This window comes from Streptomyces sp. NPDC111744, from assembly GCF_055634995.1.
Genome location: NZ_JBVKCG010000013.1, coordinates 58623 through 81639, shown reverse-complemented (window position 1 = coordinate 81639; position 23017 = coordinate 58623). Strand labels below are relative to the sequence as shown.

At 71.3% G+C, this 23017-nt stretch carries 21 protein-coding genes and 1 pseudogene; 11 read left to right on the top strand and 11 right to left on the bottom strand.

The annotated features are described in order from the left end of the window. The first annotated feature begins 1 nt into the window (after position 1). Both ACZ7OO_RS26765 and ACZ7OO_RS26760 read left to right on the top strand, forming a co-directional pair. Positions 2-2341, top strand: coding sequence for an FHA domain-containing protein (locus tag ACZ7OO_RS26765; protein ID WP_471508409.1), 2340 nt, complete (start codon positions 2-4; stop codon positions 2339-2341). A gap of 8 nt (positions 2342-2349) precedes the next feature. Continuing rightward, a complete protein-coding gene (locus ACZ7OO_RS26760; protein WP_471508407.1) occupies positions 2350-2961 on the top strand; it encodes an SH3 domain-containing protein in 612 nt (203 codons plus the stop codon). 3 nt (positions 2962-2964) lie between these two features. Here ACZ7OO_RS26760 and ACZ7OO_RS26755 read toward each other — a convergent pair whose 3' ends face one another. Continuing rightward, entirely contained in the window at positions 2965-4263 is a 1299-nt protein-coding gene (locus ACZ7OO_RS26755) for a streptophobe family protein (protein ID WP_471508405.1), read from the bottom strand. A 168-nt stretch (positions 4264-4431) separates the two neighbouring features. On the opposite strand from ACZ7OO_RS26755, the pseudogene ACZ7OO_RS26750 reads away from it, so the two are divergent. Next, positions 4432-5649, top strand: a pseudogene (locus tag ACZ7OO_RS26750) (DUF6777 domain-containing protein); the annotation flags it as partial. 377 nt (positions 5650-6026) lie between these two features. Then, positions 6027-6479, top strand: a complete 453-nt coding sequence (locus ACZ7OO_RS26745; RefSeq protein WP_352221638.1) for an ATP-binding protein — start codon at positions 6027-6029, stop codon at positions 6477-6479. Positions 6480-6591: 112 nt separating this feature from the next. Here ACZ7OO_RS26745 and ACZ7OO_RS26740 read toward each other — a convergent pair whose 3' ends face one another. Both ACZ7OO_RS26740 and ACZ7OO_RS26735 read right to left on the bottom strand, forming a co-directional pair. Then, the gene (locus tag ACZ7OO_RS26740) at positions 6592-7479 is read right to left on the bottom strand and encodes an RNA polymerase sigma factor SigF (protein ID WP_471508403.1); all 888 of its coding nucleotides are present in this window, start codon (positions 7477-7479) and stop codon (positions 6592-6594) included. A gap of 203 nt (positions 7480-7682) precedes the next feature. Then, entirely contained in the window at positions 7683-8495 is an 813-nt protein-coding gene (locus ACZ7OO_RS26735; RefSeq protein ID WP_471508401.1) for a class I SAM-dependent methyltransferase, read from the bottom strand. A gap of 56 nt (positions 8496-8551) precedes the next feature. Here ACZ7OO_RS26735 and ACZ7OO_RS26730 point away from each other — a divergent pair, with 56 nt between their 5' ends. Next, positions 8552-8911, top strand: a complete 360-nt coding sequence (locus ACZ7OO_RS26730; protein ID WP_471508399.1) for a helix-turn-helix domain-containing protein — start codon at positions 8552-8554, stop codon at positions 8909-8911. A 7-nt stretch (positions 8912-8918) separates the two neighbouring features. Here the strand turns inward: ACZ7OO_RS26730 and ACZ7OO_RS26725 are convergent, their stop codons facing one another. Beyond that, entirely contained in the window at positions 8919-10121 is a 1203-nt protein-coding gene (locus tag ACZ7OO_RS26725) for an epoxide hydrolase family protein (RefSeq protein WP_471508397.1), read from the bottom strand. A gap of 99 nt (positions 10122-10220) precedes the next feature. On the opposite strand from ACZ7OO_RS26725, the gene ACZ7OO_RS26720 reads away from it, so the two are divergent. Continuing rightward, positions 10221-10703, top strand: coding sequence for a VOC family protein (locus ACZ7OO_RS26720; RefSeq protein ID WP_471508395.1), 483 nt, complete (start codon positions 10221-10223; stop codon positions 10701-10703). A 59-nt stretch (positions 10704-10762) separates the two neighbouring features. Here ACZ7OO_RS26720 and ACZ7OO_RS26715 read toward each other — a convergent pair whose 3' ends face one another. From ACZ7OO_RS26715 to ACZ7OO_RS26700, 4 genes are all read right to left on the bottom strand, one after another. Then, complete coding sequence (locus ACZ7OO_RS26715; protein ID WP_471508393.1) at positions 10763-11647, bottom strand: geranyl diphosphate 2-C-methyltransferase; 885 nt, start codon at positions 11645-11647, stop codon at positions 10763-10765. A 48-nt stretch (positions 11648-11695) separates the two neighbouring features. Next, the gene (locus ACZ7OO_RS26710) at positions 11696-12748 is read right to left on the bottom strand and encodes a family 2 encapsulin nanocompartment cargo protein terpene cyclase (RefSeq protein WP_471508392.1); all 1053 of its coding nucleotides are present in this window, start codon (positions 12746-12748) and stop codon (positions 11696-11698) included. A 19-nt stretch (positions 12749-12767) separates the two neighbouring features. Further along, positions 12768-14210, bottom strand: coding sequence for a family 2B encapsulin nanocompartment shell protein (locus tag ACZ7OO_RS26705; RefSeq protein WP_471508390.1), 1443 nt, complete (start codon positions 14208-14210; stop codon positions 12768-12770). Between the two features lie 229 nt (positions 14211-14439). Continuing rightward, on the bottom strand, positions 14440-15447 hold the full coding sequence (locus ACZ7OO_RS26700) for a zinc-binding alcohol dehydrogenase family protein (RefSeq protein WP_471508650.1): 1008 nt from the start codon (positions 15445-15447) through the stop codon (positions 14440-14442). A 150-nt stretch (positions 15448-15597) separates the two neighbouring features. On the opposite strand from ACZ7OO_RS26700, the gene ACZ7OO_RS26695 reads away from it, so the two are divergent. Both ACZ7OO_RS26695 and ACZ7OO_RS26690 read left to right on the top strand, forming a co-directional pair. Next, entirely contained in the window at positions 15598-16392 is a 795-nt protein-coding gene (locus ACZ7OO_RS26695; RefSeq protein ID WP_471508388.1) for a VOC family protein, read from the top strand. 47 nt (positions 16393-16439) lie between these two features. After that, a complete protein-coding gene (locus ACZ7OO_RS26690; protein WP_471508386.1) occupies positions 16440-17141 on the top strand; it encodes a ribonuclease H family protein in 702 nt (233 codons plus the stop codon). A gap of 10 nt (positions 17142-17151) precedes the next feature. Here ACZ7OO_RS26690 and melC2 read toward each other — a convergent pair whose 3' ends face one another. Both melC2 and melC1 read right to left on the bottom strand, forming a co-directional pair. Further along, on the bottom strand, positions 17152-17973 hold the full coding sequence (melC2, locus tag ACZ7OO_RS26685) for a tyrosinase MelC2 (RefSeq protein ID WP_471508384.1): 822 nt from the start codon (positions 17971-17973) through the stop codon (positions 17152-17154). A 35-nt stretch (positions 17974-18008) separates the two neighbouring features. Continuing rightward, complete coding sequence (gene melC1, locus ACZ7OO_RS26680; protein ID WP_471508382.1) at positions 18009-18404, bottom strand: apotyrosinase chaperone MelC1; 396 nt, start codon at positions 18402-18404, stop codon at positions 18009-18011. Between the two features lie 341 nt (positions 18405-18745). Here melC1 and ACZ7OO_RS26675 point away from each other — a divergent pair, with 341 nt between their 5' ends. The 3 genes from ACZ7OO_RS26675 to ACZ7OO_RS26665 all read left to right on the top strand — a co-directional run bounded on the left by ACZ7OO_RS26675 (position 18746) and on the right by ACZ7OO_RS26665 (position 22119). Further along, positions 18746-19939 (top strand): FAD-dependent monooxygenase, encoded by a 1194-nt coding sequence (locus tag ACZ7OO_RS26675; RefSeq protein ID WP_471508380.1) that lies wholly within the window; start codon positions 18746-18748, stop codon positions 19937-19939. Between the two features lie 96 nt (positions 19940-20035). Continuing rightward, on the top strand, positions 20036-21529 hold the full coding sequence (locus ACZ7OO_RS26670) for an MFS transporter (RefSeq protein ID WP_471508378.1): 1494 nt from the start codon (positions 20036-20038) through the stop codon (positions 21527-21529). Further along, positions 21526-22119 carry a TetR/AcrR family transcriptional regulator gene (locus ACZ7OO_RS26665; protein WP_471508376.1) on the top strand — a complete coding sequence of 198 codons (594 nt, stop codon included), beginning with the start codon at positions 21526-21528 and terminating at the stop codon, positions 22117-22119. Before ACZ7OO_RS26670 ends, ACZ7OO_RS26665 begins: the two co-directional genes overlap by 4 nt. Here ACZ7OO_RS26665 and ACZ7OO_RS26660 read toward each other — a convergent pair. Further along, positions 22083-23012 carry a LysR family transcriptional regulator gene (locus ACZ7OO_RS26660; protein ID WP_471508374.1) on the bottom strand — a complete coding sequence of 310 codons (930 nt, stop codon included), beginning with the start codon at positions 23010-23012 and terminating at the stop codon, positions 22083-22085. The genes ACZ7OO_RS26665 and ACZ7OO_RS26660 overlap by 37 nt on opposite strands. Positions 23013-23017 lie beyond the last annotated feature (5 nt).

Here is a 23017-nt window from a genome sequence, read left to right as displayed (position 1 = left end):
CATGGCGGAGCGGCCGGTCACCTCGGCGGCCCCCGAACTCGTCCTGGAGACCGACACGGGATCCACGGTGATGAGCCCGGGCCGCGACTACCACGTCGGGCGCGACCCGTACAGCGACATCGTCATCGACGACTCCCGGGTCTCCTGGCACCACGCGGTGCTGCGGCCCGCGGACGACCACTGGACGCTCGAGGACGAGCAGAGCACCAACGGCACCTACGCCGACGGCCGCCGCATCCGGGAATGGGAAGTGGGCCCCGGTACGGTCATCCGCTTCGGCAGCCCCGCCGACGGGCCGACCGCCGTCCTCGTCGGCCGCCCGCCGCCCGCCACGGACCGCCCCTCCTCCGTCTCGATGCCCAGCCAGACCGGCACCTTCCGGCAGCCGTCCTCGGTACGACGACTCCAGGCCCGCACCATCCGCATCGGCCGCGCCACCGACAACGACGTCGTGGTCGACGACCTGGTCGTCTCCCGCCACCACGCCGAACTGCGCGCCCACCCCGACGGCAGCTACGAGATCGTCGACCTCGACAGCCACAACGGCACGTACCTCAACGGCCGCACCGTCATCCGCGCCCCGCTCGGGCCCCGGGACGTCGTCGGCATCGGCCACTCGGCGTTCTGCCTGGTCGACGGCGAGTTGCAGGAGTACGTCGACACCGGCGAGGTCTCCCTCGACGTCCAGGAACTCACCGTCTCCGTCGACCGCGGCCGCAAGATCCTGCTCGACCACGTCTCCTTCCCGGTCGGCGAGAAGTGCCTGCTCGCCGTGGTCGGACCGAGCGGTGCGGGCAAGTCCACCCTGCTCGGCGCCCTCACCGGCCAGCGCCCCGCCGAGCACGGCACGGTGCTCTACGACGGCCGCGACCTCTACCGCGACTACGCCGAGCTGCGCCAGCGCATCGGCCTGGTCCCGCAGGACGACATCCTGCACGTCCAGCTGACCGTGCGCAGCGCCCTCACCTACGCCGCCGAACTGCGCTTCCCCGAGGACACCGCGAAGGCCGAGCGGCGCCGGCGGGTCGAGGAGGTCATCCGCGAACTCGGCCTCGAACAGCGCGCCGAGCAGCCCGTGCACAGTCTCTCCGGCGGGCAGCGCAAGCGGGTCAGCGTCGCCCTGGAGCTGCTGACGAAACCGTCCCTGCTCTTCCTCGACGAGCCGACCTCCGGACTCGACCCGGGCATGGACCGCTCGGTGATGAACATGCTGCGCGACCTCGCCGACGACGGCCGTACCGTCATCGTCGTCACCCACAGCGTGCTCAGCCTCGACGCCTGCGACCGCCTCCTGGTCCTTGCACCGGGCGGCCGGACCGCCTACTTCGGCCCGCCAGGCGACGCCCTCGGCTTCTTCGGGTTCGACGAGTGGCCCGAGGCCTTCGAGTCCTTCGAGCGGGACACCGGCCGGGACTGGGCGGGGGAGTTCCGCGGCTCGTCGTACCACCGGAAGTACATCGTGAACTCCAGCGCACAGCCCGTCGTGCCGCGCACCGGCCCGGTCGCCCCGGCGCCGCCGCCGCGGCCACGCAGCTGGGGAGCTCAGTTCTCGACCCTGGTGCGCCGCTACACCGCCGCCCTCCTCACCGACCGCACCTTCCTCGCCATCATGATCGGGCTGCCGTTCGTCATGGGCGCGATGGCCCGGGCCGTCGCCGGCAACAAGCTCACCTTCGACACCGCGACCAACGCGCTGCTCACCCTCTCCGTGGGAGGGGTGCTGACCGGCGCGGCCAACGCGGTGCGCGAGCTGGTCAAGGAACGTGTCATCTACCAGCGGGAGAGAGCCGTCGGTCTGCCCAGATCGGCGTACGTGATGTCGAAGGTCGTCGTCCTCGGCACCATCACCGTGCTCCAGGCGACCGTGCTCACCCAGGTGGGCCTGGCGGGCGTCGACCTCAACGCCCCCGGCGGCCACGGGGTGTTGATGCCACCCCTGCTGGAGATCACGGTGGCCGTCGCCGTGCTCTCCTTCACCGCGATGATGCTCGGCCTGCTGATCTCCGCGCTGGTCCGCAGGGAGGAGGTGACGATGCCACTGCTGGTGCTGCTCGCCGTCGTCCAGGTCGTCTTCTGCGGAAGCCTGCTGAAGCTGGACGGCGTGCCCGGGCTCGAACAGCTCGCCTGGCTGGTGCCCTCCCGATGGGCGCTCGGTGCCATGGCCGGCACCGTCGAACTGCACCGGATCGTGCCGGGCCAGCTCACCGCCGACCCGTTCTTCCGGCACTCTGCGGGCGTCTGGCTGCGCAACATGGTCATGCTGGTGGTGCTGTCCGTCGCCTTCGGCTGTCTCCTGTCCCGGCTGCTGCGCCGGCACGAACCCGCCGTGATGCGGAAGTAGGCGACGCGATGACCACGAGCCCAGGGTTCCGGCCCACCCACGTCGTGCCGGGCGACGGCATGCCCGCCTGGGAGGCCCCCGACCCCGCCCGGCCGACCGTGCCCCTCGACCCGTTGCTGCCGGTGCAGCTCATGGAGCGCCGCGGCGACTGGGCCCGCATCAGTTGCGCCAACGGTTGGTCCGCCTGGGTCGACGGCCGCCACCTCGTGGCCGTACCCCGGGACCCGCCCCTGACCGGCGGCCCGTCCGCCGAGGCCACCGACCCACGCCCGCTGCTGATCCGCGCCGCACAGGCCCTCGCCGACTACCGGGACGCCGTCGAGGACCTGGCCGGCGGCCTCGACGGGGAGTCCTTCCGGGGCCGTACGCACGGGTTGCGCATCGGGGTGGTGGTCGACGGGGAGTCCATGTGGCTGTACGACCCGGCCGAGGGACGCTGGCTGTACGGCGACGGGCGGCGGCTGTCGACCTACCTCACCGACCGGGGCCCGGCCGACCGGGACCCCACTGACCGTGACCGCACCGACGGGCACCTCACCGACCGCGCGGAGCCGGGCGGCGACGGCCTCGGTCACCACCCGACCCGGGTGGTCACCCGCGACGGTGACCGCGAGCGGTAGGTCTCAGGCTCCCCGGGCCGGCACCTCGCCCCGCCGGCGCACCGGGCCGGCCAGCAGCGCGCCCAGGAACCCGGCGACCAGACCCCAGAGCGCGCCCAGGCCCAGCGCCGACCACAGCTGCGCCTTCAACAGAAGCTCGCCGGAAAGATTGCCCCCCAGGTCGCCGATGCCGAGCAGGGAGAGCCCGTAGTGGGCGGAGATCCGGCCGGTCAGGCAGAGCGTCAGCATCGTCAGCGCGAGCGCGATCGCCAGATGCAGGGCGTGCTGCCAGGCGCGGACCCGGGCCGGGGAGCGCACCGCCATCAGGAACGCGGACGCCGGCAGCAGCACCGCGGCCACCCCCACCAGCCACCACCAGCGGCCGTCATGGGCGGTGATCGTTCGGAGGTTCATGGTCGAGATGTCCGGGGTGCGCAGCACCTCGGCGAGGACGTGCGGCACCGGCAGCCCGAACGGGCCGTCGACCCGCCCCTTCCAGGTGGCGCCGAGACCGAGCGTGAGCGCCAGCCACGCCAGATTGGGCAGCCCGAGCAGAATCACCCCGAGGGTCTCCTTGGCGTGCCCGCGCGTCATCAGCGCGACCAGCGCGACCACCAGGGCCAGACCGACGTACGCCAGCACGAAGACGACCATCGCGAACGCCGCCGGGCGCACCGACGCCTGGAAGCGCAGCAGCCGCCCCGGCAGCGGCGCCCCGCGCGACACCAGCAGCGCCAGCAGCAGGATCCCGGCCAGCCACAGCAGCCCGGAGGCGACCGTGAGCGGCACGTTTGTCGTGAAGCCCACCTTCGGCGCGGCGTCCAGCAGATCGGTGAGGTCACTGAGCGTGCCGCTGCCCACGTTCACGGCGAAGGTGTGCCGGGCACCGAGCGCGAGACCGATCAGCGCGAGCAGCCACAGCACCGCGACCCGGGCCGACCAGCCGGCCAGCTCCCGGGCGCCGGCCACCGCCCGGTGCCGCAGCGGCCGCAGAAAGCCCCATGCGACGACCAGCACGCCGACCAGCGTGACCGACAGCGGTACGACGGTCAGCCCGGCGTTCGTCCTGGCCAGGTCGCCCGCGTCGCCCGACAGCTCGACGGTGCCACCGACGGCCGTCACCACGGTCGCGAGGACCACTGGCAGAAAGGCCCCCTTTGGCAGGTCCGCCGCGCCCGCCGCCCACAGCCCCACCGCCGCCACCACCGTCATGGCGACCAGCGCGGCCAGCACCACGGCCAGGGCCTGCGGCCAGCCGTGCCGGGCGACGGGCCGACCGGCCGGCGCGGCCGCCGGCCGCGCCGAGGCGATTCGTGGGCTCACGCTGTCACGCTAGGCAACGCCCCGGAACCTCGCCCGCCGGGTAGGCCGTCCGCGTCGGCTTGCGGACGGTAGGCGAGCGGCGCACATTGGGCTCGTTGTGCTTCAAATGAGGCATTTTTCGCAAAAGCTGTTTACTGTCAAAGCGTCAGTCGCAACGGGGAGATGAGCGTGAGCGTCGAACCGCCGTCATCCGGCCGCCCCACAGGACCTCCCTCCGGCCCGTTGTCCGGACCCTCCGGACCGCCCCCCGGCCCGCCCTCGAAGCCGCCCGGAGGTGGAGGCGGCGGCAGTCAGGGCGGACAGCCGCACCAGCCGTGGTGGAGGTCCGCGCCCCGGATCGCGATGCTCACCACCGCCGTCGTGGTCGCCGCGGTGCTGGCCGTGGTCTTCACCCGTCCGGGTGGTGGCTCCGGGAAGGGCGGCGAAGTCTTCCTCCAGGCAGCCAACAGCTCCGGACAGGACCCGTACACCGAGTCCAGTGCCACGAAGAGCTCCGTCGCACCGGCATCCTCCGTACCCGCCGCGCCGGCCGCGTCGGCGGTGCCGGCGAACGAGGTGCGCGGGGTGGACGGCGGCGCGCCCGGCCTCTACAGCGGCACGAAGAACAGCAGCAGCTGCGACGTCGGGAAACAGATCAAGTACTTCCAGGCCTCGCCCTCACGCAACAAGGCGTTTGCCGCACAGGTCGGTGTCCGGCCCTCCGGGGTCCCCGCCTACCTGCGCTCCCTGACCCCCGTACAGCTGCGCGCGGACACCCGGGTCACCGCGCACGGCTACCGCGGCGGCGGCTCGACCACGTACCAGTCCGTCCTCCAGGCGGGCACCGCCGTCATGGTCGACGGGCACGGTGTGCCCCGGGTGCGGTGCGCCTGCGGAAACCCGTTGACCCCGCCGGTCGCGCAGAAGAGCACTCCGAGGACCAGGGGCACCGCCTGGTCCTCGTACCGGCCCTCGAACGTGGTCGTCGTCGCACCCGCCGCGCGGATCGTCAACGTCTTCGTCATCTTCGACCACCGGCACGACGACTGGTTCGGCCGCCATCGCGGTGACCACACCGGACACGAGGACCGTCCGGCGAAGCCCCCGGCCGATCCGGACCCCATGAACCCGCCGGGACACCACGGCTGCCCGCCCAGCCCCGGCAGGACCGGGAACCCCGGCGCCACGCCGTGCCCGCCGGCCTCCACGGGCCCCTCGGGGCCGTCCAGCCCCGGCACCGGCTCGAAGTCGCCGTCGTCCTCCGTGTCCTCGGGGTCACCGTCCTCGAAGCCGCCCTCGTCCGAGTCACCGTCCTCGAAGCCGCCGTCCTCCGAGTCGCCCTCGTCGGAATCTCCGAACACCGGATCTCCGAACACCGGATCTCCGAACACCGAATCACCGAAGACCGAGTCGCCCAAGACGGAGAGCCCGAAGTCCGAGTCCCCGAAGACCGAGTCCCCGAAGTCCGAAGCCCCGGCCCCGGCGTCGCCGGCGCCGGAATCTTCCAAGTCCCAGGCCCCGCCCTCCGCGCGGCCGCCCTCTCCGGCGTCGCCCGGCCCCGAGTCCGCGGGGTCTTCGGCCGCCCCGGTGTCCCCGCCCGCCCCGCCCAGCTCCGCTCCCCCCGCGCCCCCGGAGTCCGCGGGTCCCGGTTCTCCGGCGGTGTGACCAGCCTGACGACGTTTGTGCGCGGTCGGCAGACACGCCGGGGACTGTGGGACCACACTCGGGGTACGAGCATGGTTGCAAAGCGACCGGGCCGGAACCGGCCTCCTGGAGAGAAACGCATGATCGAACACCTGGGCGGGGCAGTGATAACGACTGGCTTCGACGTACCCGTGGAGCCGCTGCGGCGGGCGGCGCACTACACCGGTGAACCGGGCTGCATCGCCGAGGCGCGGGACTTCGCGGCCCGCTTCCTGGACCAGCTCAGGACCGAGTGGTGTGCCACGATCGACCCCCGGGCCGACGGCGAGCTGCTCCTGGTGGTGAGCGAGCTGATCACCAACGCCGACCGGCACAGCAACGGCCCGTACATCCTCGAACTGGAGGGTACGGACAGCGCGGTCCTCGTCTCCGTGTACGACAGCAGTGCCGCCCTGCCCCGGCGCTTCCCCAGGGACCCCGAGCGGGTCGGCCGGCACGGTCTGGAGATCGTCCACGCCCTGGCCGCCGAGGTCACCGCCGAGCGGGTGCCGGTCGGCAAGCGGGTGCGCGCGCTGCTGCCGCTCTCGCACTGAACTTCGGCGGAGGAGAGTCCCATCGGGAATCCCGTCGGATCGCCCGGACCCCCGGGCTCACCACAGGCGCTGCCCCACGCGCCGGTGCGGGGCAGCGCCCATGAGCCCGCCGTCAGGCGCAGCCGAGTTCGCCCAGCATCCCCTGGCGCAGGCGTGTGATGATCCGCTTGATGAGGCGGGAGACATGCATCTGGGAGCAGCCGAGCCGCTCGCCGATCTCCGCCTGGGTGGCCTCCTCGACGAACCGGAGATGGATGATCTCCCGGTCCCTTTCGCTCAGTTCGGCCATGAGCGGGGCCAGCGACTGGAAGTCCTCGACGAGCCGCAGCCCTTCCTCCTCGACGCCGATGAAGTCCGCCAGTACGGCCTCGCCGTCCTCAGGGCCGTCCCCGGTCAGCGCGGCGTCCAGCGAGGAGGAGTTGTAGCCGTTGGAGGCCAGCTGGCCCTCGATCACCTCGTCCTCGGACAGGTTCATGAGCGTGGCGAGTTCGGCGGCCGTCGGGTCCCGGTCGAGGCGGCTGGAGAGTTCCTCGCGCGCCTTGGCCAGCTCGACCCGCAGCTCCTGGAGCCGGCGCGGGACGTGCACGGCCCAGGTGGTGTCCCGGAAGAACCGCTTGATCTCGCCCACGATGTAAGGCAGCGCGAAGGAGGTGAACTCGACCTCGCGCGACAGCTCGAACCGGTCGATGGCCTTGATCAGGCCGATCATCCCGGTCTGGACGATGTCCTCCATGTCGTCGCCCCGGTTGCGGAACCGTCCGGCCGCGAAGCGCACCAGCGACATGTTCATCTCGATGAGCGTGTTGCGGGCGTACTGGAACTCGGCTGTGCCTTCCTCCAGCTCGCCGAGCCGGTGGAAGAACTGGCGGGACAGTTCCCGCGCGTCCCGCGGGGCGACGGTCCTCGGGTCCGCTATTCCGGGCAGCGCCCCCTCCGTCGAACGCTCCCCGACAGACGGCGCGGTGTTCCCTGCTCCCGACCGGATCCCGGCGGTATTCATTACCTCTCCCACGAAAGTCACGGTTCGGCCCTGCCCCTTCGGCCTGCGTAGTTCCAGCCCTGTCCAGTTGACTGCCTGGCCCGGATACCCGGCATCGGACATCCCATGCGTGCTTGACGGTCGTGTACCCCGGGTGACGCATCGCATGCGTACCGTCCACCCGGGTGGCGTAAAACAGCCGGTGACAGCTGGGGGAGAGCCAGTCACTCCGCGACGCGCACCGCCGTGATCAGCTCGTGCCAGTACCGCTTGGCGACCACGCCGCCGTACCGCGACTCGATGAGCTCCCGGACACCGGTCAGCAACCCGGCCCGGGCGGGTTCGGGCAGGGCCCGGTGGTTGGAGTAGGTGAGGAGTACGTCCAGGTAGGCGTCGGTCGGGTACGTGATCTCCTGGGCGTGGCCGTGCACGGTGACGTCCGTGAAGTGCGGGGAGCCGGTGAACTCGGCCGTGTCGGTGGCGATGTCCGACTCGGGGGTCAGCCGCAGCCCCGGCGGGGTGGCCGGGTCCCAACGCTCGTAGCACTCCTGGACGTCGGCGAAGAAGTCCTCCGTGCCGCCCGCCACATGGTGGGTGGTGACGACGGCGAGCAGTCCGCCGGGGCGCAGCGCCCGGGCCGCCTTGGGCACCCGGACCGCCGGGTCGATCCAGTGGAACGCGGTCGCGCACACCACCGCGTCGAACGGCTCCGGCGGCAGCTCCCAGCGCTCGAAGTCCGCGGTCACGACGTCCACCGCGGGAAAGGCGGCCAGTTGCCGACGGGCCACGGCGGCCAGGGAGGGGCCCAGCTCCACGGCCGTGATCGCACAGCCGGACCCGGCGAGATCGACGGTGAGCTGGCCCGTGCCCGGAGCGACCTCCAGCAGGCGGACACCCCGGGCGGCGCCCGTGACCCGGCTCAGCTCCTCGATCAGAGAGCGGGGATACCGGGGCCGTGCACGCTGGTACCGCTCCGCGTCCTGGTCGAAGGTGTCCCGCAGCTGCGGCCCTGTTCCCATGAACTCCAGCGCATCCATGCCGGGCAGCATGCCGATCGCCTTCCGGCGCGTGCCACTGCTTTTAGGCTGTGGGGGTGAGCAGCCAACCGCCCAACCACGCCCCTGTCGTCCCCCTACGCCCGCAACAGCCGACCCCCGAGCCCAGGGAACCCCTCTGGCGCGACCTGGTCGGAGACGTCCTGCGGCGGGAGCGGCTGGACCAGGAGCGCACCCTCAAGGACGTCGCCGAGGCGGCCCGGATCTCCATGCCGTATCTCTCGGAGATCGAGCGCGGCCGCAAGGAGGCCTCCTCGGAGGTCCTCGCGGCCGCCGCCCACGCCCTCGGCATGGACCTGGGCGGTCTGTTGTCCCTGGTCCAGTCCGAGTTCGCCCGGAAGACCTCCCTGGGCCGACCCGCGCCCGGGCCCTACAACGGGCTGTGCCTGGTCGCCTGACCGCGGTTCAGTGTTCGACCCGCTCCCGCAGCTGCCGGAAGAACGCCCGGACGTCGCCCACCAGCAGGTCCGGCTCCTCCATCGCCGGGAAGTGGCCGCCCCGGTCGAACTCCGTCCAGCGCACGATGTTCTCCGTGCGGTTCGCCTTGTGCCGCAGCGGACGCTGGGGTTCGGCCGGGAACAGGGCGACGGCGGTGGGTGCCGTCGACGGTGCGGAGGGCGCGGTGGCACGGGGGCCGGTGGCGTGCGCCCGCTCGTAGTAGATACGAGCGGACGAGGCGGCCGTACCGGTCAGCCAGTACAGCATCACGTTGGTCAGCATCCGGTCCCGGTCCACCGCCTCCTCCGGCAGCTCCTCCGAGTCCGTCCACTCCCGGAACTTCTCGACGATCCAGGCGAGTTGTCCCACCGGTGAGTCCGTGAGCGCGTAGCCGGGCGTGTGCGGGCGGGTGCTCTGCAGGATCGCGTACCCCGTGCTCTCGCGGGACCAGGCGGCCCAACGGCGCCATGAGTCAAGGGTGTTCGCCTGCTCCTCGGGATCCAGCGCGGCCAGCTCCTCGGCGGTGGGCTCCGTGGCCTGCTGGGCCCCCGGCAGCAGATTGAGGTGGACGCCGATCACCCGCCCCGGATGGGCGCGGCCTAGCTCACGCGAGATCGCCGCGCCCCAGTCACCGCCCTGCACACCGAACCGTTCGTAGCCCAGCCGGTGCATCAGCTCGGCCCAGGCGTCCGCGACCCGGCCGGCCTCCCAGCCGGGCTCTGTGGTCGGACCGGAGAAACCGAAACCCGGGATGCTCGGCACCACCACATGGAAGGCGTCGGCCGGGTCCCCGCCGTGCGCCGCCGGATCCGTGAGCGGGCCGACCACGTCCAGGAACTCCACGATCGACCCCGGCCAACCATGGGTGAGGACCAGCGGGGTGGCGTCCGGCTCGGGGGAGCGGATGTGCGCGAAGTGGACGTGGGCGCCGTCGATCGTGGTCGTGAACTGCGGCCACGCGTTCAGCAAGGCCTCGGCCGCCCGCCAGTCGTACGTGTGCCGCCAGTACCGGGCCAGCTCCCGCAGATACGGCGTCGGGACGCCGTACGCCCAGTCGGCGCCCGGCATCTCGGCCGGCCAGCGGGTGCGGTCCAGTCGCTCGTGGAGGTCGTCGAGGTCGCTCTGGGGGATCGAGATGCGGAACGGATCAACAGCTGACGAAGAGGGCATGGTCGGGATGCTAGGTGTAACAGTGAGCGATCAGCGATGAGTTTCCCGTCGAGTCGGGGTCGGTACAGATGACCCTGTTCCACGCCCCAGGAGGTGTTCATGACCACCGACGGATTCACCACGTGTCTCTGGTTCGACGGCCAGGCCGAGGAGGCCGCCCACTACTACGTGTCGATCTTCAAGAACTCCAGCGTCGGGAAGGTCGGCCGCTACAACGAGGCCGGACCGGGGGAGGCGGGCTCCGTGCTGGCCGTCGACTTCACGGCCAACGGGCAGAAGTTCGTCGCCCTCAACGGCGGCCCGCAGTTCAAGTTCACCGAGGCGATCTCCTTCCAGATCTACTGCGACGGCCAGGAGGAGGTCGACTACTACTGGACCAAGCTCACCGAGAACGGCGGCGAGCCCGGCCCGTGCGGCTGGCTCAAGGACAGGTACGGCGTGTCCTGGCAGGTCATCCCGGACGGGCTGATCGAGATGATCGGCGACGCCGACCCGGAGAAGGCGGCCCGCACCACACGGGCGATGTACGCGATGGGCAAGCTCGACATCGCCACGCTGAGGAAGGCGTACGCGGGCGAGTGACCCGCATGGCGACGTGGGGCGGTGTCCCCAGACACCGCCCCGCGCATGCGCCTCGCCGGTCAGACCCGGTCGGCCACGATCAGCAGATACTGGAAGCTGCCGTTCTTGTAGGCGGTGAGGAAGGCGTCCTCGATCCCCGTCACCAGGTGCTCGGCCTCCTTGCGGAGCTCCCAGTAGGGGATCGTCGCCTCGGTGAGGTCCTCCACATGGACCGGGACGAGCCGGTTCTTCGCCATCGCCCGGAAGTACTCCGACCGCGGGTGGATGTCACAGATGTAGTGCGCGTTGATCAGGGACACCTCGCGCGAGGCCCGGCCGTAGGTGTCGTTGTAGCAGCCGGTGATCGTGACATAGCGTCCGCCGCGGCGCAGCAGCCGGGCGTGCTCGGCGAAGAGCAGCTCCAACTCGACGTACATCGTGGACTCGTTGTTCCAGGAGGCCGCGTACGCGGCCGTCTCGAAGCCGGTGTCCAGCATGTTCCGGTGGTGGTAGCGGACCTTGTCGCCGACCTCCCGCTTACGGGCCATGTCGTTGGCGAAGTCGGCCTGCTTGGCGGAGATCGTGACCCCGTCGGCCTGGCAGCCGTAGCGCAGGTTCGCCACGATGCTGCCGCCACCCCGGCCGCAGCCGGCGTCGAAGACCCGGTCGGCCGGGGTGAGCGGGCCGAGGTGACCGGCCAGCAGCTCGGCCTGGGCGTGCTCCAGACGGTGCAGTTCGCTGGTGACGCGTTCCTTGCGCAGTTCGGGGTCGGTCTCGTCGAGCACCGACCAGTCGGCCTCGCCGATGCCGTAGTGGTGGTGGTACAGGTCGTCGATCTTTCCGAGTTCGAGGTTGACCGGGTTCTCCTCGGCGTTCCAGTAGTCCGCGACGCGGTTCTGGTACCTGGACTGGGTCGGCACCGGGGCTGACGTGGACGTCTTCCGGGCGACAGGGGCGGTGGTCAACAGTTGCTCCTCGAAGTGTTTCTGACGGCGTTTCGGATGGGCGCGGTGCTACCAGTAGTCGGGCAGGTGGTAGCGGTTGGTGTTGGTGGAGTGCCACTCGTGGTTGCCCGAGACCCAGGCGGCCAGGCCCTCCGCGTAGCGCGCGACCAGCGGCGAGGTGGCGGCCAGGGCTGCCGACTCCTCCTCGAAGGCCTCCATGATCCGGTTGTGGATGTCGACGGACTTCAGGTACGCCGCCTTCAGTCCGCGCCGGTCGTTGGCCGCCACCACCTGGGGCAGGTTGAGGTGGTCCGGGTCGCTCGCCAGCTCCTTGGTGAAGGAGTACAGGTCGTTGACGATCGTGGTCGCATTGCAGGCCAGGGCTGTGATCCGCTGGATCTCCGGGCGGGCGTAGAGCTGCTCGGGCAGTTCATAGCCGTCCACCGCGTCGACGATCGACAGACACGGCCGGAAGTTGTTGAACTGCCGCATCACCAGGTACTCCCAGACCCGCGGCATGTACCGGGTCTCCATCCACGCGGCCTCGCCCAGGTACCCCAGGTGCAGCCGGGCGATGTCGTGCACGAACCGGTCGGTCTGGCTCGGTGTGGCGAACCCGGCGAAGTCCACCAGGGCGAAGTGGTACGAGCGCAGCGGACCGTCGGCCCGGATGCCCTCGCGCCACTCCTCCTCCAGCTCCGGGACGCCGTGGTAGGGGTCGAGTGCCGACTGGGCGATGATCAGCGGGCCGCCGAGCCCGCGCCGCGATCCGCCGCGTCCCTCGTCCTCCTCGCAGTAGCAGGAGTCCACGATGTTCTCGGCCAGCAGCAGCTTGCCGGCGACGGTGAGCCGGTCCAGGTCGAGACCGCCCGGATGCTGGAGTACGACGGCCCGGCCGAACTGGAATCCCGAGAAGTCCCCCTTCCAGGCCTCGGGGAACAGGTCGAGCTCCCGGGCCCAGGTCTCCAGACGGCGGTCGAGTTCGGCGGCCTTGGCGGGGTCGGCGGGCACGGCCGGCCGGTAGTGCAGTCCGGGGACCGCACCGGTGCGCCTGGCCGGGCGCAGACTCTGCGCGATGTTCGGCGGCCCGGGCAGGACGTAGGAGGGGGTGGCTTTGGTCATGACTGTGTGCTCCAGGCCGTCAGTCGGCGGTACGGCCGAGCTGGACGTTCTCCAGGATCCCGGCCGCGTCGGGGACCAGGATGGCCAGCGAGTAGTAGGCGGTGACCAGGTAGTTGACGATGGCCTGCTCGTTGACGCCCATGAAGCGGACGTTCAGGCCGGGCTGGAACTCCTCCGGGATCCCGGTCTGGTAGAGGCCGATGACCCCCTGGTCGGCCTCGCCGGTGCGCAGCGCGACGATGCTGCTCGTGTGGTCGTCGGTGATCGGGATCTTGCTGCAGGGATAGATCGGGACCCCCCGCCAGGCCGGGATCTCGTGCCCGTCGACGTTCGTGCTGGGGGGCACCAGTCCGCGCCGGTTGCACTGCCGGAAGAACGCCGCGATCGCCTTGGGGTGCGCCAGGATCACCTTGGTCTTGCGGCGCATGGAGATCAGCTCGTCCATGTCGTCCGGGGTCGGCGGGCCGGTGAAGGAGCTGATCCGCTGCCCGTAGTCGATGTTGTGCAGCAGCCCGAACTCGCGGTTGTTGACCAGCTCCCACTCCTGGCGCTCGCGGATCTCCTCGACCGTGAGGCGCAGCTGCTGCTGGGTCTGGTCCATCGGGTGGTTGTAGAGGTCGGCGACCCTGGTGTGCACCCGCAGTACGGTCTGGGTGATCGACAACTCGTACTCGCGCGGCGCGAGTTCGTAGTCCACGAAGCCGCCCTGCAGGGTCGGCTCACCCCGGTGGCCGGCCTGTACCGGCACCTCGGCCTCGCCCTTGCGGTTCATCGGCAGCCGCTGCCGGTCGACATACGCCTGGAGGTGGGCGCCCAGCGACGGCACCCGGTCCATGACCTCCTCGACGACCGCCCAGGGCAGCGCCAGCACCACGCCGGCCGTCTCCGCCCGGACCGAGGTGAGCCACAGCGGGTCGGTCTGGCCGACCGCCTCGTCGCCCATCTGGTCGCCGTCGGTGACGACTCCGACGACCTCCTCCTCGCCGTACTTGCCGGCCGCGTACCGGATGAACCGGCCGTGCACGACCAGGTAGGTCTCGGTGACCGGCTGCCCGGCCTCGAACAGCACCTGCCCGGCGCGCACTTCACGGGACTGGAACCGCGCGGCGATCTGGGTCAGCGCGTCCAGGTCGTCGTAACCGCGCAGGATGGGCAGTTCGGTGAGGGTCCCCGGGATGACCCGGATGTCGTCGCCGCCGTTGTGCTCGAAACTCACCCGGCCGCGTCCGGTGCGCAGCTGGAGGCGCCGGTTGACCCGGTAGGCGCCGCCCTTGACGTCCACCCACGGCAGTGTCTTCAGCAGCCATCGTGAGGTGATGGCCTGCATCTGCGGTTCGGACTTGGTGGTCGTGGCGAGCTGACGCGCCGCCCGGGTGCTCAGACTGGTGAGCTGCCCGTCGGTGGTCGGATCCGGCTCGGGCTCGTCGACGGCGGAACCGATGACGCTGTCCGGTGTGGACACATTCCCTCCAGCAGAGAAGCGAACAGGGGTGACCCGGAGGGCCGCTGGTGGTGCGAGGTGGTGATGCGCAAGGACCAGCCAAACAGCCGTGGTGATCTACGGGTACGGCGCGAAAGGGGCGGTAGTGCGCCTTAGTTGCGCAAACCTGGTGTTCGGGGTGGAAAAGGTTGCGTTCCTTGATCGCGCGCCGGTGGGCCGCTCTCGTACCCGGGTCCGGCGAGGGTTGGGCTCAGGAAAGGTCGTCGACCAGCACCGCGGCCCCGTCGAAGCGCCCGGCCTTGAGGTCCCGCAGGGCCTGAGGGGCCTCGGACAGCGGGTACGTGTGGGTGGTCGCGTGGACGTGGTGCCGCTCGGCCAGGGCCAGGAACTCCCGCCCGTCGGCACGGGTGTTGGAGGTGACGCTGCGCAGCTCCCGCTCGTAGAACAGCTCACGCTCGTAGTTCAGCGTCGGCACGTCGCTGAGGTGGATGCCGGCGACCGCCAGCACCCCGCCCCGGTCCAGGGCGCGCAGTGCGACCGGCACCAGATCGCCGACCGGGGCGAACAGGATCGCGCTGTCCAGCGGCTCGGGCGGCGGCTCGGAGGTGTCCCGGGCCGAGGCCGCGCCCAGCTCCACGGCCAGCCGCCGGGCCTCGGCACCCCGGGTCAGCACATGCACGGTCGCGCCCTCCGCGAGCGCCACCTGCGCGCAGAGATGGGCGCTGCCCCCGAAGCCGTACACGCCGAGCCGGCCGCCCCGGGGGAGTGATGCCCGGCGCAGCGCGCGGTAGCCGATGATCCCGGCGCACAGCAGCGGCGCGAGCGCCACGTCGTCGAGGGCGCCGGGCAGCCGGTAGGCGAAGTTCGCCGGCACCGTCGTGTACTGGGCGTAACCGCCGTCCGCGTCCCAGCCGGTGTACTCCGAGTGCGGGCACAGGTTCTCGGCACCCCGCCGGCAGTAGGCGCAGGTCCCGTCCGTGCGCCGCAGCCAGGCCACCCCCACCCGGTCGCCCACCGCGAAGTCCGCCACCTCGACACCCCTGCCCGCGACCATGCCGACCACCTGGTGCCCCGGCGTCACCCCGGGCCGGTGCACCGGCAGATCACCCTCCGTGACATGCAGGTCGGTCCGGCACACCCCGCAGGCGCGCACCCGGACCAGCAGCTCGTCGGCTCCGGGCACCGGTACCGGACGCTCGACGAGCCGGAGCGGATCGCCCTCGACCGGTCCGGGCCGCTCCACCGACCACGCCCGCATCGTGTCCGTCATGTCGTGCCCCATCCGCCGAGTCCCGTCGGCTCACCTTCCCCAGTGTCCGCCGGAGTCCGGCGTTCGGCGCGCGGGCGGAGCGCCGGATGGCTAGCGTGAGAAACCCGGAGAATCCGTGCGATCGGAAGGGCCGCGGCGATGGCGGTACAACCTGAAGGAACCCCCTGTTGGGCCGACGCGATGTTCAGTGATCTGGAGGGGGCCAAGAACTTCTACGGTGAGGTCCTCGGCTGGACGTTCGGCGAGTCGACGTCGGAGTACGGCAACTACACCCAGGCCTACGCGAACGGCAAGGCCGTCGCCGCCGTCGTACCCCCCATGCCCGGCCAGGAGGGGCAGTCGCAGTGGTGTCTGTACCTCGCCTCGCCGGACGCGGCGGCCGCCGCCGCGCGGATCCGGGAGAACGGCGGTGAGGTGCTGATGGAGCCGATGCAGGTCGGCGAGTTCGGCACGATGTGCCTGGCCCGGGAGCCCAGCGGCGCGGTGTTCGGTATCTGGCAGGGCGGCGTCCATGAGGGCTTCGAGGCCACGGCCGTGCCCGGCGCCTACTGCTGGGCCGAGGTCTTCACCCGCGAACCCGAGAAGACCGACCCCTTCCTCACCGCCGTCTTCCCCTACACCGCCAAGCAGCTCGAGGACGACAACGTCGACTTCCGGATGTTCGACCTGGACGGGAACACCGTCCTCGGCCGGATGCGGATGACCGACGACTTCCCGCCCGAGGTGCCCTCGTACATCAATGTCTACTTCACCGTCGACAACTGCGACGACGCCGTCGCCAAGGCCACCAAGCTCGGCGCGGTGCTGCGCTTCGGTCCGATGAGCAGCCCCTTCGGCAGGTTCGCGGCGCTCACCGACCCGCAGGGCGCCAACTTCTCGGTGATCGACATCACCACCACCGAGGGCGAGCCGCCCCAGGCCAAGGACGTCTGACCAGCACGGACACAGGGCCACGGCCGGGCTCCCCGCCCGGCCGTGGCATGATCGGGCCCATGGGTGAACGACTGGTGGCCGCGTGCGACGGGGCTTCAAAGGGAAACCCGGGACCGGCGGGCTGGGCCTGGGTGGTGTCCGACGACGCGGCGACTCCGGCCCGCTGGGAAGCCGGGCCGCTCGGCAAGGCCACCAACAACGTGGCCGAACTGACCGCGTTGGAACGGCTGTTGACGGCCACCGACCCGGACGTGCCGCTCGAGGTGCGGATGGACTCGCAGTACGCGATGAAGGCGGTCACCACCTGGCTGCCCGGCTGGAAGCGCAACGGCTGGAAGACCTCCGCGGGCAAGCCGGTCGCCAACCAGGACCTCGTCGTGCGCATCGACGAACTCCTCGACGGCCGCACGGTCGACTTCCGCTACGTCCCCGCCCACCAGGTCGACGGCGATCCGCTGAACGACTTCGCCGACCGCGCGGCCAGTCAGGCGGCGACGGTCCAGGAGGCCGCGGGCAGCGCCCTCGGATCCCCGGTACCGCCGCCGTCGCCGACGCCCGCCGCCTCCGCCGCGGCCCCGCGCCGCAAGGCGGCACCCCGCAAGACCGCCGCCGGGGGCTCCTCGACGCGCACCATCAAGGCCAAGTTCCCCGGCCGCTGCCTGTGCGGCCGCTCCTACGCTGCCGGCGAGCCGATCGCGAAGAACGGGCAGGGCTGGGGCCACCCGGAGTGCCGTACGGCGGCGGGCTGATCGGACGTCGTCAGACGTCGAACGTGTAGAACCGCGTGTGGTCGAGCAGGTCCGCCGGCCGCACGTCGTTCCACGGCTTCATCGTCTCGTCCAGGTCGACGACGTCCGGCGTCCCGCCGCCCGGCACATAGGCCGCCTGCGGGTGGCGGCGCTGCCACTCGGCCCACAGCCTGTCGATGAAGGCGTGGTGCAGCCAGAACACCGGGTCGTTGGGGGAGACCCCGGTGGCCATCTGCCCGCCGACCCAGACATGGACCCGGTTGTGCAGGTTGACCCCGCGCCAGCCCTCCAGATGGTTCCGGAAGCCGTCCGAGGCGCTGTTCCAGGGCGCCATGTCGTACGTCGGGATGGCCAGCACCGAGTCGACCTCGGCCCGGGTCGGCAGCTCGCGCACGCCGGTCCCGAGCGACCTGCGCAGATAAGTACGGCCGTCCACACGGACGTTGAGCGGCCAGTTCCCGCTCGATGCGGCGAACGGGCCGTCCATCACCCGCCCGTCGGAGCTGCGCCCGGTGCCACCCAGGAAGTCCGGGGCCCACAGCGTGGCACGGACCGTGCGGTCGGCGCTCCAGTCCCAGTAGGGGAGTGCCACCGAGGAGTCCACCGACTGCAGCGCCCGCTCGAAGTCGAGCAGGAATCTGCGGTGCCAGGGCAGGAACGACGGCGAACGATGGCCGGTGCGCTCCGAGTCGTCGGTGTCGGACATGATGAAGGCGTTGTGCGTGCGCACGAAGTCGTCGTAACGCCCGCTCCGCTTCAGTTCGATGACGGCGGCGACGAACCGCCGCTTCTCGTCGGCGGACAGGTCGGCCTGGTTCTTGCGTACGGTCATGTGCTTGGAGGCTCCGGAAGTCCTTGCGAGGGCGGTCAGTTGGCGGGGAACGGCAGCAGTGCGGCGCCCTGCAGCTCGTCGACCGCCGCACGGGCGGCGGCACGCGGGGTGCGCACCGGGTCGTAGTGGCTGACCACGCTGATCCAGCTGCCGTCGGCGTTCCGCATCACATGCAGCTCCACGCCGTCCACGAACACCGCGTATCCGCCGCCGTGTCCGTGGTGGTGGCCGTCCATGCCGTCCATGCCGTCCATGCCGGACGGGCGGCCCTGTATCCGGCGCCCCTTGTAGACCTCGTCGAAGGGTTCGAGGGATCCCTGCCGCGGGTGAGTGGCGGCCGAGGTGACGGGCGCGACCAGGGTCTGGGTGCCGGCCGCGGCGGCGAGGGCGCCGGCCGCGGTGAGCGCGCGACGGCGGGTGAGTTCGGGCATACGGATGCTCCTGTGGTGGGTGCGGGTGATGACTCCGTATGCCTATCCGCCGGTTTCCGGGCGGGCGAAATCGCCCGGACCGGGTTGGCTGCGATCAGGACAATTGACTACATGTCATACAAGGTTGAACAAAGATGATCTTGCCGTGGCGGGGTGATCGCAGCTCCCGGAACGGGGAATTCCTAGCCCGGGTGCGGGTGTTTCCGTCGATCTTTCGCGGTGGTCCGCCGTCCGGGTGTCATGGCTCACGCCGTCGATCTGGCGCGATTCGAAAGCCCGGCCGGGCCCGCGTCCGCTGCTACCCTGCGGTTCCAATTGACCACTTTCCGTGAAATCCAGGGGTGCGTGTGAAGGTCGTCTGCGTCGGAGGCGGGCCCGCCGGCCTGTATCTAGCGATCCTGCTCAAGCGGCAAAACCCGTCCCATGACATCGCCGTCCACGAACGCAATCCCGAGGGCTCGACCTACGGCTGGGGGGTCACCTACTGGCGTGCTCTGATGGACCGGCTTCACGCGCACGATCCCGAGTCGGCGCGCGCCATCGAGGAGAGCTCGGTGCGCTGGAACCAGGGCGTCGCCCATGTCCGCGACCAGATCACCCGGCAGCCCGGCGACGCCGGCCACGGCATCGGCCGCCACCGCCTCCTGGAGATCCTCGCCGACCGCGCCCGGTCCCTGGGGGTGCGGCTGGAGTTCGAGAACGAGATCACGCCCGACAAGCTCCCCGAGGCCGACCTGGTCGTCGCCGCCGACGGCATCCACAGCGCCCTGCGCACCCGGCACGCCGACGACTTCGGCACCGAGGTCACCGAGGGCCGCAACCACTATGTCTGGCTCGGCACCACCAAGGTCTTCGATTCCTTCACCTTCGCCTTCGCCGAGACCGAGCACGGCTGGGTCTGGTGCTACGGCTACCCCTACGACGCCGAGCACAGCACCTGCGTCATCGAGTGCGCCCCCGAGACCCTCACCGGCCTCGGCCTCGACACGCTGAACGAGGCCGACCAACTGGCCCTGCTGGAAAAGCTGTTCACCGGCATCCTCGACGGGCGGCCGCTGACCGGCGGCTCCTCGGCGGCCGCCTGGCCCACCTTCCGTACCCTCACCAACCGCACCTGGCACCACGGCAATCTCGTCCTGCTCGGCGACGCCGCCCACACCACCCACTACTCCGTCGGCGCCGGCACCACCCTCGCCCTGGAGGACGCGATGTGCCTCGCGGAAGCCTTGCGCGAACACGGCGCCGATCCACAGGCGCTCGCCGCCTACGAGCGGCAGCGCAAGGCCGAACTGCTCTCCGCCCAGAGCGCCGCCCGCCTCAGCGCCCAGTGGTACGAGAACCTGCCCCGGTACATCCATCTGCCCCCGCACCGCATGTTCGCCCTGCTCGGCCAGCGCCACTCGCCCCTGCTGCCGTACGTACCGCCGCAGCTCTACTACGGCATCGACAAGGCGGCCGGCCGGCTGGAGGTGCTGCGCCGGTTCAAGCGATGGCTCGGGCCACGGGCGGCGCGCGCCCTGCACTCCCGGTCGTAGGCGCCCCCGAAGACGGCATGAGTTGGTGAAAGGTCATTCACTCGATAGGGTGAATTTGTATTCACCTCCTTATCTCTGCCGTCCGCAGGAGCGCCGATGGACCACCCCGCCCCGACCGCCGGACCCTCGGGCTTGACCGCCGCACCGCCCCCGTCGCGGGAGCGGCTGACCATCCCGGTACTGGCCTTCGGCGGGATCCTGATGGCCGTCATGCAGACGGTGGTCGTGCCCCTGCTCCCGGACCTGCCCAAGCTCACCCACTCCTCGGCCGGCACCGTCTCCTGGATGGTCACGGCGACCCTGCTGTCCGGGGCCGTCCTCACCCCGGTGCTCGGCCGGGCCGGTGACATGTACGGCAAGCGCCGGGTGCTCACCGGGGCGCTCGCCCTGATGACCGTCGGCTCCGTGATGTGCGCCCTGTCGTCCGACATCACCGTGCTCATCGCCGCCCGCGCTCTGCAGGGTGCCGCCGCCTCCGTCGTACCGCTGTCGATCAGCATCCTGCGCGACGAACTGCCGCCCGAGCGGCGGGGATCGGCCGTGGCGCTGATGAGCTCCACCGTCGGCATCGGTGCCGCGCTGGGCCTGCCGCTGGCCGCGCTGGTGGTGCAGTACTACGACTGGCACACCATGTTCTGGCTGACCAGCCTGCTCGGAGCGGTGGGCGTGGCGGGAGTGTGGTGGGCGGTTCGGGAGTCCCCGGTGCGCTCACCCGGGCGGTTCGACGTGCTCGGCGCGCTCGGGCTGGCCGTGGGGCTGACCTGTCTGCTGCTCGGCGTCTCCCAGGGCGGCCAGTGGGGCTGGGGCAGCCCGAGCGTGCTGGGACTGTTCGCCGCCACCGTCGTCGTACTGGCCCTGTGGTGGTGGCAGCAGCTGCGGACCGAGCAGCCGCTGGTCGACCTGCACCTGGTGTCCCGGCCCCGGGTCGGGCTGTCCCATGTCGCCGCCCTGCTCACCGGGTTCGCCTTCTACGCCAACTCCCTGGTCACCGCCCAGCTGGTGCAGGCGCCGAAGGCCACCGGGTACGGCCTTGGCCTGTCCATCGTGGCCACCGGTCTCTGCCTGCTCCCCGGTGGCGTGACCATGCTGCTGTTCTCGCCGCTCTCCGCCCGGATCTCGGCCTCCCGCGGCCCGCGCATCACCCTCGCCCTCGGCGCCGCGGTCATCGCCTGCGGATACGTGGTGCGCATCGCCGACAGCCGCGACCTCTGGCTGATCATCCTGGGCGCCACCGTCGTCGCCACCGGCACCACCCTCGCCTACTCCGCGCTGCCCACGCTGATCCTGCGGGCCGTCCCGGCGAGCCAGACCGCCTCCGCCAACGGCGTCAACGTCCTCATGCGGACCATCGGCCAGGCCACCTCCAGCGCCGCCGTTGCCGCCGTCCTCACCCATCACACCAGCCTCGTCGGCGGCGCCCAGGTGCCCACGCTGCACGGCTATCTGCTGGCGTTCGCGATGGCCGGCGTCATCGCGCTCGCGGCCGCCGCGGCCGCCCTGTCCATACCCGGCGACAAGGCCACGGACGACGCCCCGCGCGCCCGGAGCCGCACCCGGAGCGCCCGTGACGACGCGCTGGAGGGAGCATGAGTGCCGTGAGCACCCGACCCGACACCGACACCACACCCGCGCCCGTCCGCCGGGACGCGGAGGCCACCAAGGCGGCCATCCTCAAGGCCGCCCGCCACCTCCTCGCCCGGCACGCGCACGCCGACATCACCCTCAAGGACGTCGCCGAACGCGCCGGGGTCAGCGCGCCGCTGATCCTCAAGTACTTCGGCAACAAGGACGGTCTGTTCGCCCGTGTGATGTCCTTCGACACCGACGCGACCGCCCTGCTGGACGCACCCCTGGACGAGCTCGGCCGGCACATGGTCCGGCACGTCCTGGAGGGCCAGCGCGACCGGGGCGCCGACCCGCTGCTGCGGATCGTCTTCGCCCCCCTGCACGGCGACCACGGAGACGTGCTGCGCGCCAACTTCCGCACCCAGGTGGTCGACCGCGTCGCCGCCCGGCTCACCGGCCCCGACGCCCCACTGCGCGCCGAACTCGCTGTCGCCCAGCTCATCGGCCTGGGCGTGATGTACGGCATCGCCCGCGGGCCACGGCTGCGCGACTCCGCGATCGACGACATCACCGACCGCTACGGCCCCGTCGTCCAGGCCCAGCTGACGCCCTGACCGGGCTCCGGCGCCGTCAGGAGCGCCTCGGCCGACGTGCGGAAGGCGGCCAGCAGCCGGGTGTCGTCCTCGGCGCGGGTCACCAGCACCACATGGCTCGGTTCGACACCGTGCAGCGGGACGGTGGTGAGGTCGGGGCGGATGGCCACGCCGGGCACCCGGGGCACGATCGCCACCGCCTGCCCGGCGGCGACGTGTTCGAACTTGTCCTCCACCGCGTCGATCAGCGGACCGCCGGGCGCCGGGCTGCCGTCCGGTCGGGGATCGACACGCCAGAACGCGTTCCAGAGCGGATCCTGCCCTCGGGGCAGCGGCTCATCGGCGATGTCGTCGAGCGTGACCGACTCCTTCCCGGCGAGCCGGTGGTCCAGCGGCACGACCAGGACACGCGGCTCGGCGTAGAGGACCGTCACCCGCAACTCGTCGGCGCGCAGCGGCAACCGGGTCACCACCGCGTCCACCCGCCCCGTCAGCAGGGCCTCGCGCGACTCGTTCCAATCGAGGTGCAGGGTCTGCACCTCGGCGTCGGGGAATCGACGGCGCAGATCGCGTACGGCCGCGGTGACGAAGACTCCGTTGATGTACCCGATGGTGACCCGGTTGGGCTCGGCGGCGGCCCGGGTGGCGGTCGCGGCCTGGGCGGCGGCCCGCAACAACGCCCTGGCACGCGGCAGGAACACCTCACCGGCCCCGGTGAGCCGGGCGCCCTGCGGGGTCCGGTCGAAGAGCCGCGCCCCCAGCAGCTGCTCCAGACGCTGGATCTGCCGGCTCAGCGACGGCTGGGTGATGAGCAGGGCCTCGGCGGCCCGCCCGAAGTGCCGCTGCTCGGCGACCACGGTGAAGTACCGGACCACCCGCAGATCGAGATCGGGGGTGGGATCCATGTCGGCCATGCCCC

What these genes read in the sequence shown, in the direction of transcription:
- ACZ7OO_RS26760 (WP_471508407.1), top strand. Translation starts at nt 2,350, where the DNA reads ATGACCACGAGCCCAGGGTTCCGGCCCACCCACGTCGTGCCGGGCGAC.
- ACZ7OO_RS26660 (WP_471508374.1), bottom strand. Translation starts at nt 23,012, where the DNA reads ATGGCCGACATGGATCCCACCCCCGATCTCGATCTGCGGGTGGTCCGG.
- melC2 (WP_471508384.1), bottom strand. Translation starts at nt 17,973, where the DNA reads ATGACCGTACGCAAGAACCAGGCCGACCTGTCCGCCGACGAGAAGCGG.
- ACZ7OO_RS26670 (WP_471508378.1), top strand. Translation starts at nt 20,036, where the DNA reads ATGGACCACCCCGCCCCGACCGCCGGACCCTCGGGCTTGACCGCCGCA.
- melC1 (WP_471508382.1), bottom strand. Translation starts at nt 18,404, where the DNA reads ATGCCCGAACTCACCCGCCGTCGCGCGCTCACCGCGGCCGGCGCCCTC.
- ACZ7OO_RS26695 (WP_471508388.1), top strand. Translation starts at nt 15,598, where the DNA reads ATGGCGGTACAACCTGAAGGAACCCCCTGTTGGGCCGACGCGATGTTC.
- ACZ7OO_RS26745 (WP_352221638.1), top strand. Translation starts at nt 6,027, where the DNA reads ATGATCGAACACCTGGGCGGGGCAGTGATAACGACTGGCTTCGACGTA.
- ACZ7OO_RS26740 (WP_471508403.1), bottom strand. Translation starts at nt 7,479, where the DNA reads ATGAATACCGCCGGGATCCGGTCGGGAGCAGGGAACACCGCGCCGTCT.
- ACZ7OO_RS26765 (WP_471508409.1), top strand. Translation starts at nt 2, where the DNA reads ATGGCGGAGCGGCCGGTCACCTCGGCGGCCCCCGAACTCGTCCTGGAG.
- ACZ7OO_RS26665 (WP_471508376.1), top strand. Translation starts at nt 21,526, where the DNA reads ATGAGTGCCGTGAGCACCCGACCCGACACCGACACCACACCCGCGCCC.
- ACZ7OO_RS26735 (WP_471508401.1), bottom strand. Translation starts at nt 8,495, where the DNA reads ATGGATGCGCTGGAGTTCATGGGAACAGGGCCGCAGCTGCGGGACACC.
- ACZ7OO_RS26690 (WP_471508386.1), top strand. Translation starts at nt 16,440, where the DNA reads ATGATCGGGCCCATGGGTGAACGACTGGTGGCCGCGTGCGACGGGGCT.
- ACZ7OO_RS26720 (WP_471508395.1), top strand. Translation starts at nt 10,221, where the DNA reads ATGACCACCGACGGATTCACCACGTGTCTCTGGTTCGACGGCCAGGCC.
- ACZ7OO_RS26700 (WP_471508650.1), bottom strand. Translation starts at nt 15,447, where the DNA reads ATGCGGGCGTGGTCGGTGGAGCGGCCCGGACCGGTCGAGGGCGATCCG.
- ACZ7OO_RS26725 (WP_471508397.1), bottom strand. Translation starts at nt 10,121, where the DNA reads ATGCCCTCTTCGTCAGCTGTTGATCCGTTCCGCATCTCGATCCCCCAG.
- ACZ7OO_RS26710 (WP_471508392.1), bottom strand. Translation starts at nt 12,748, where the DNA reads ATGACCAAAGCCACCCCCTCCTACGTCCTGCCCGGGCCGCCGAACATC.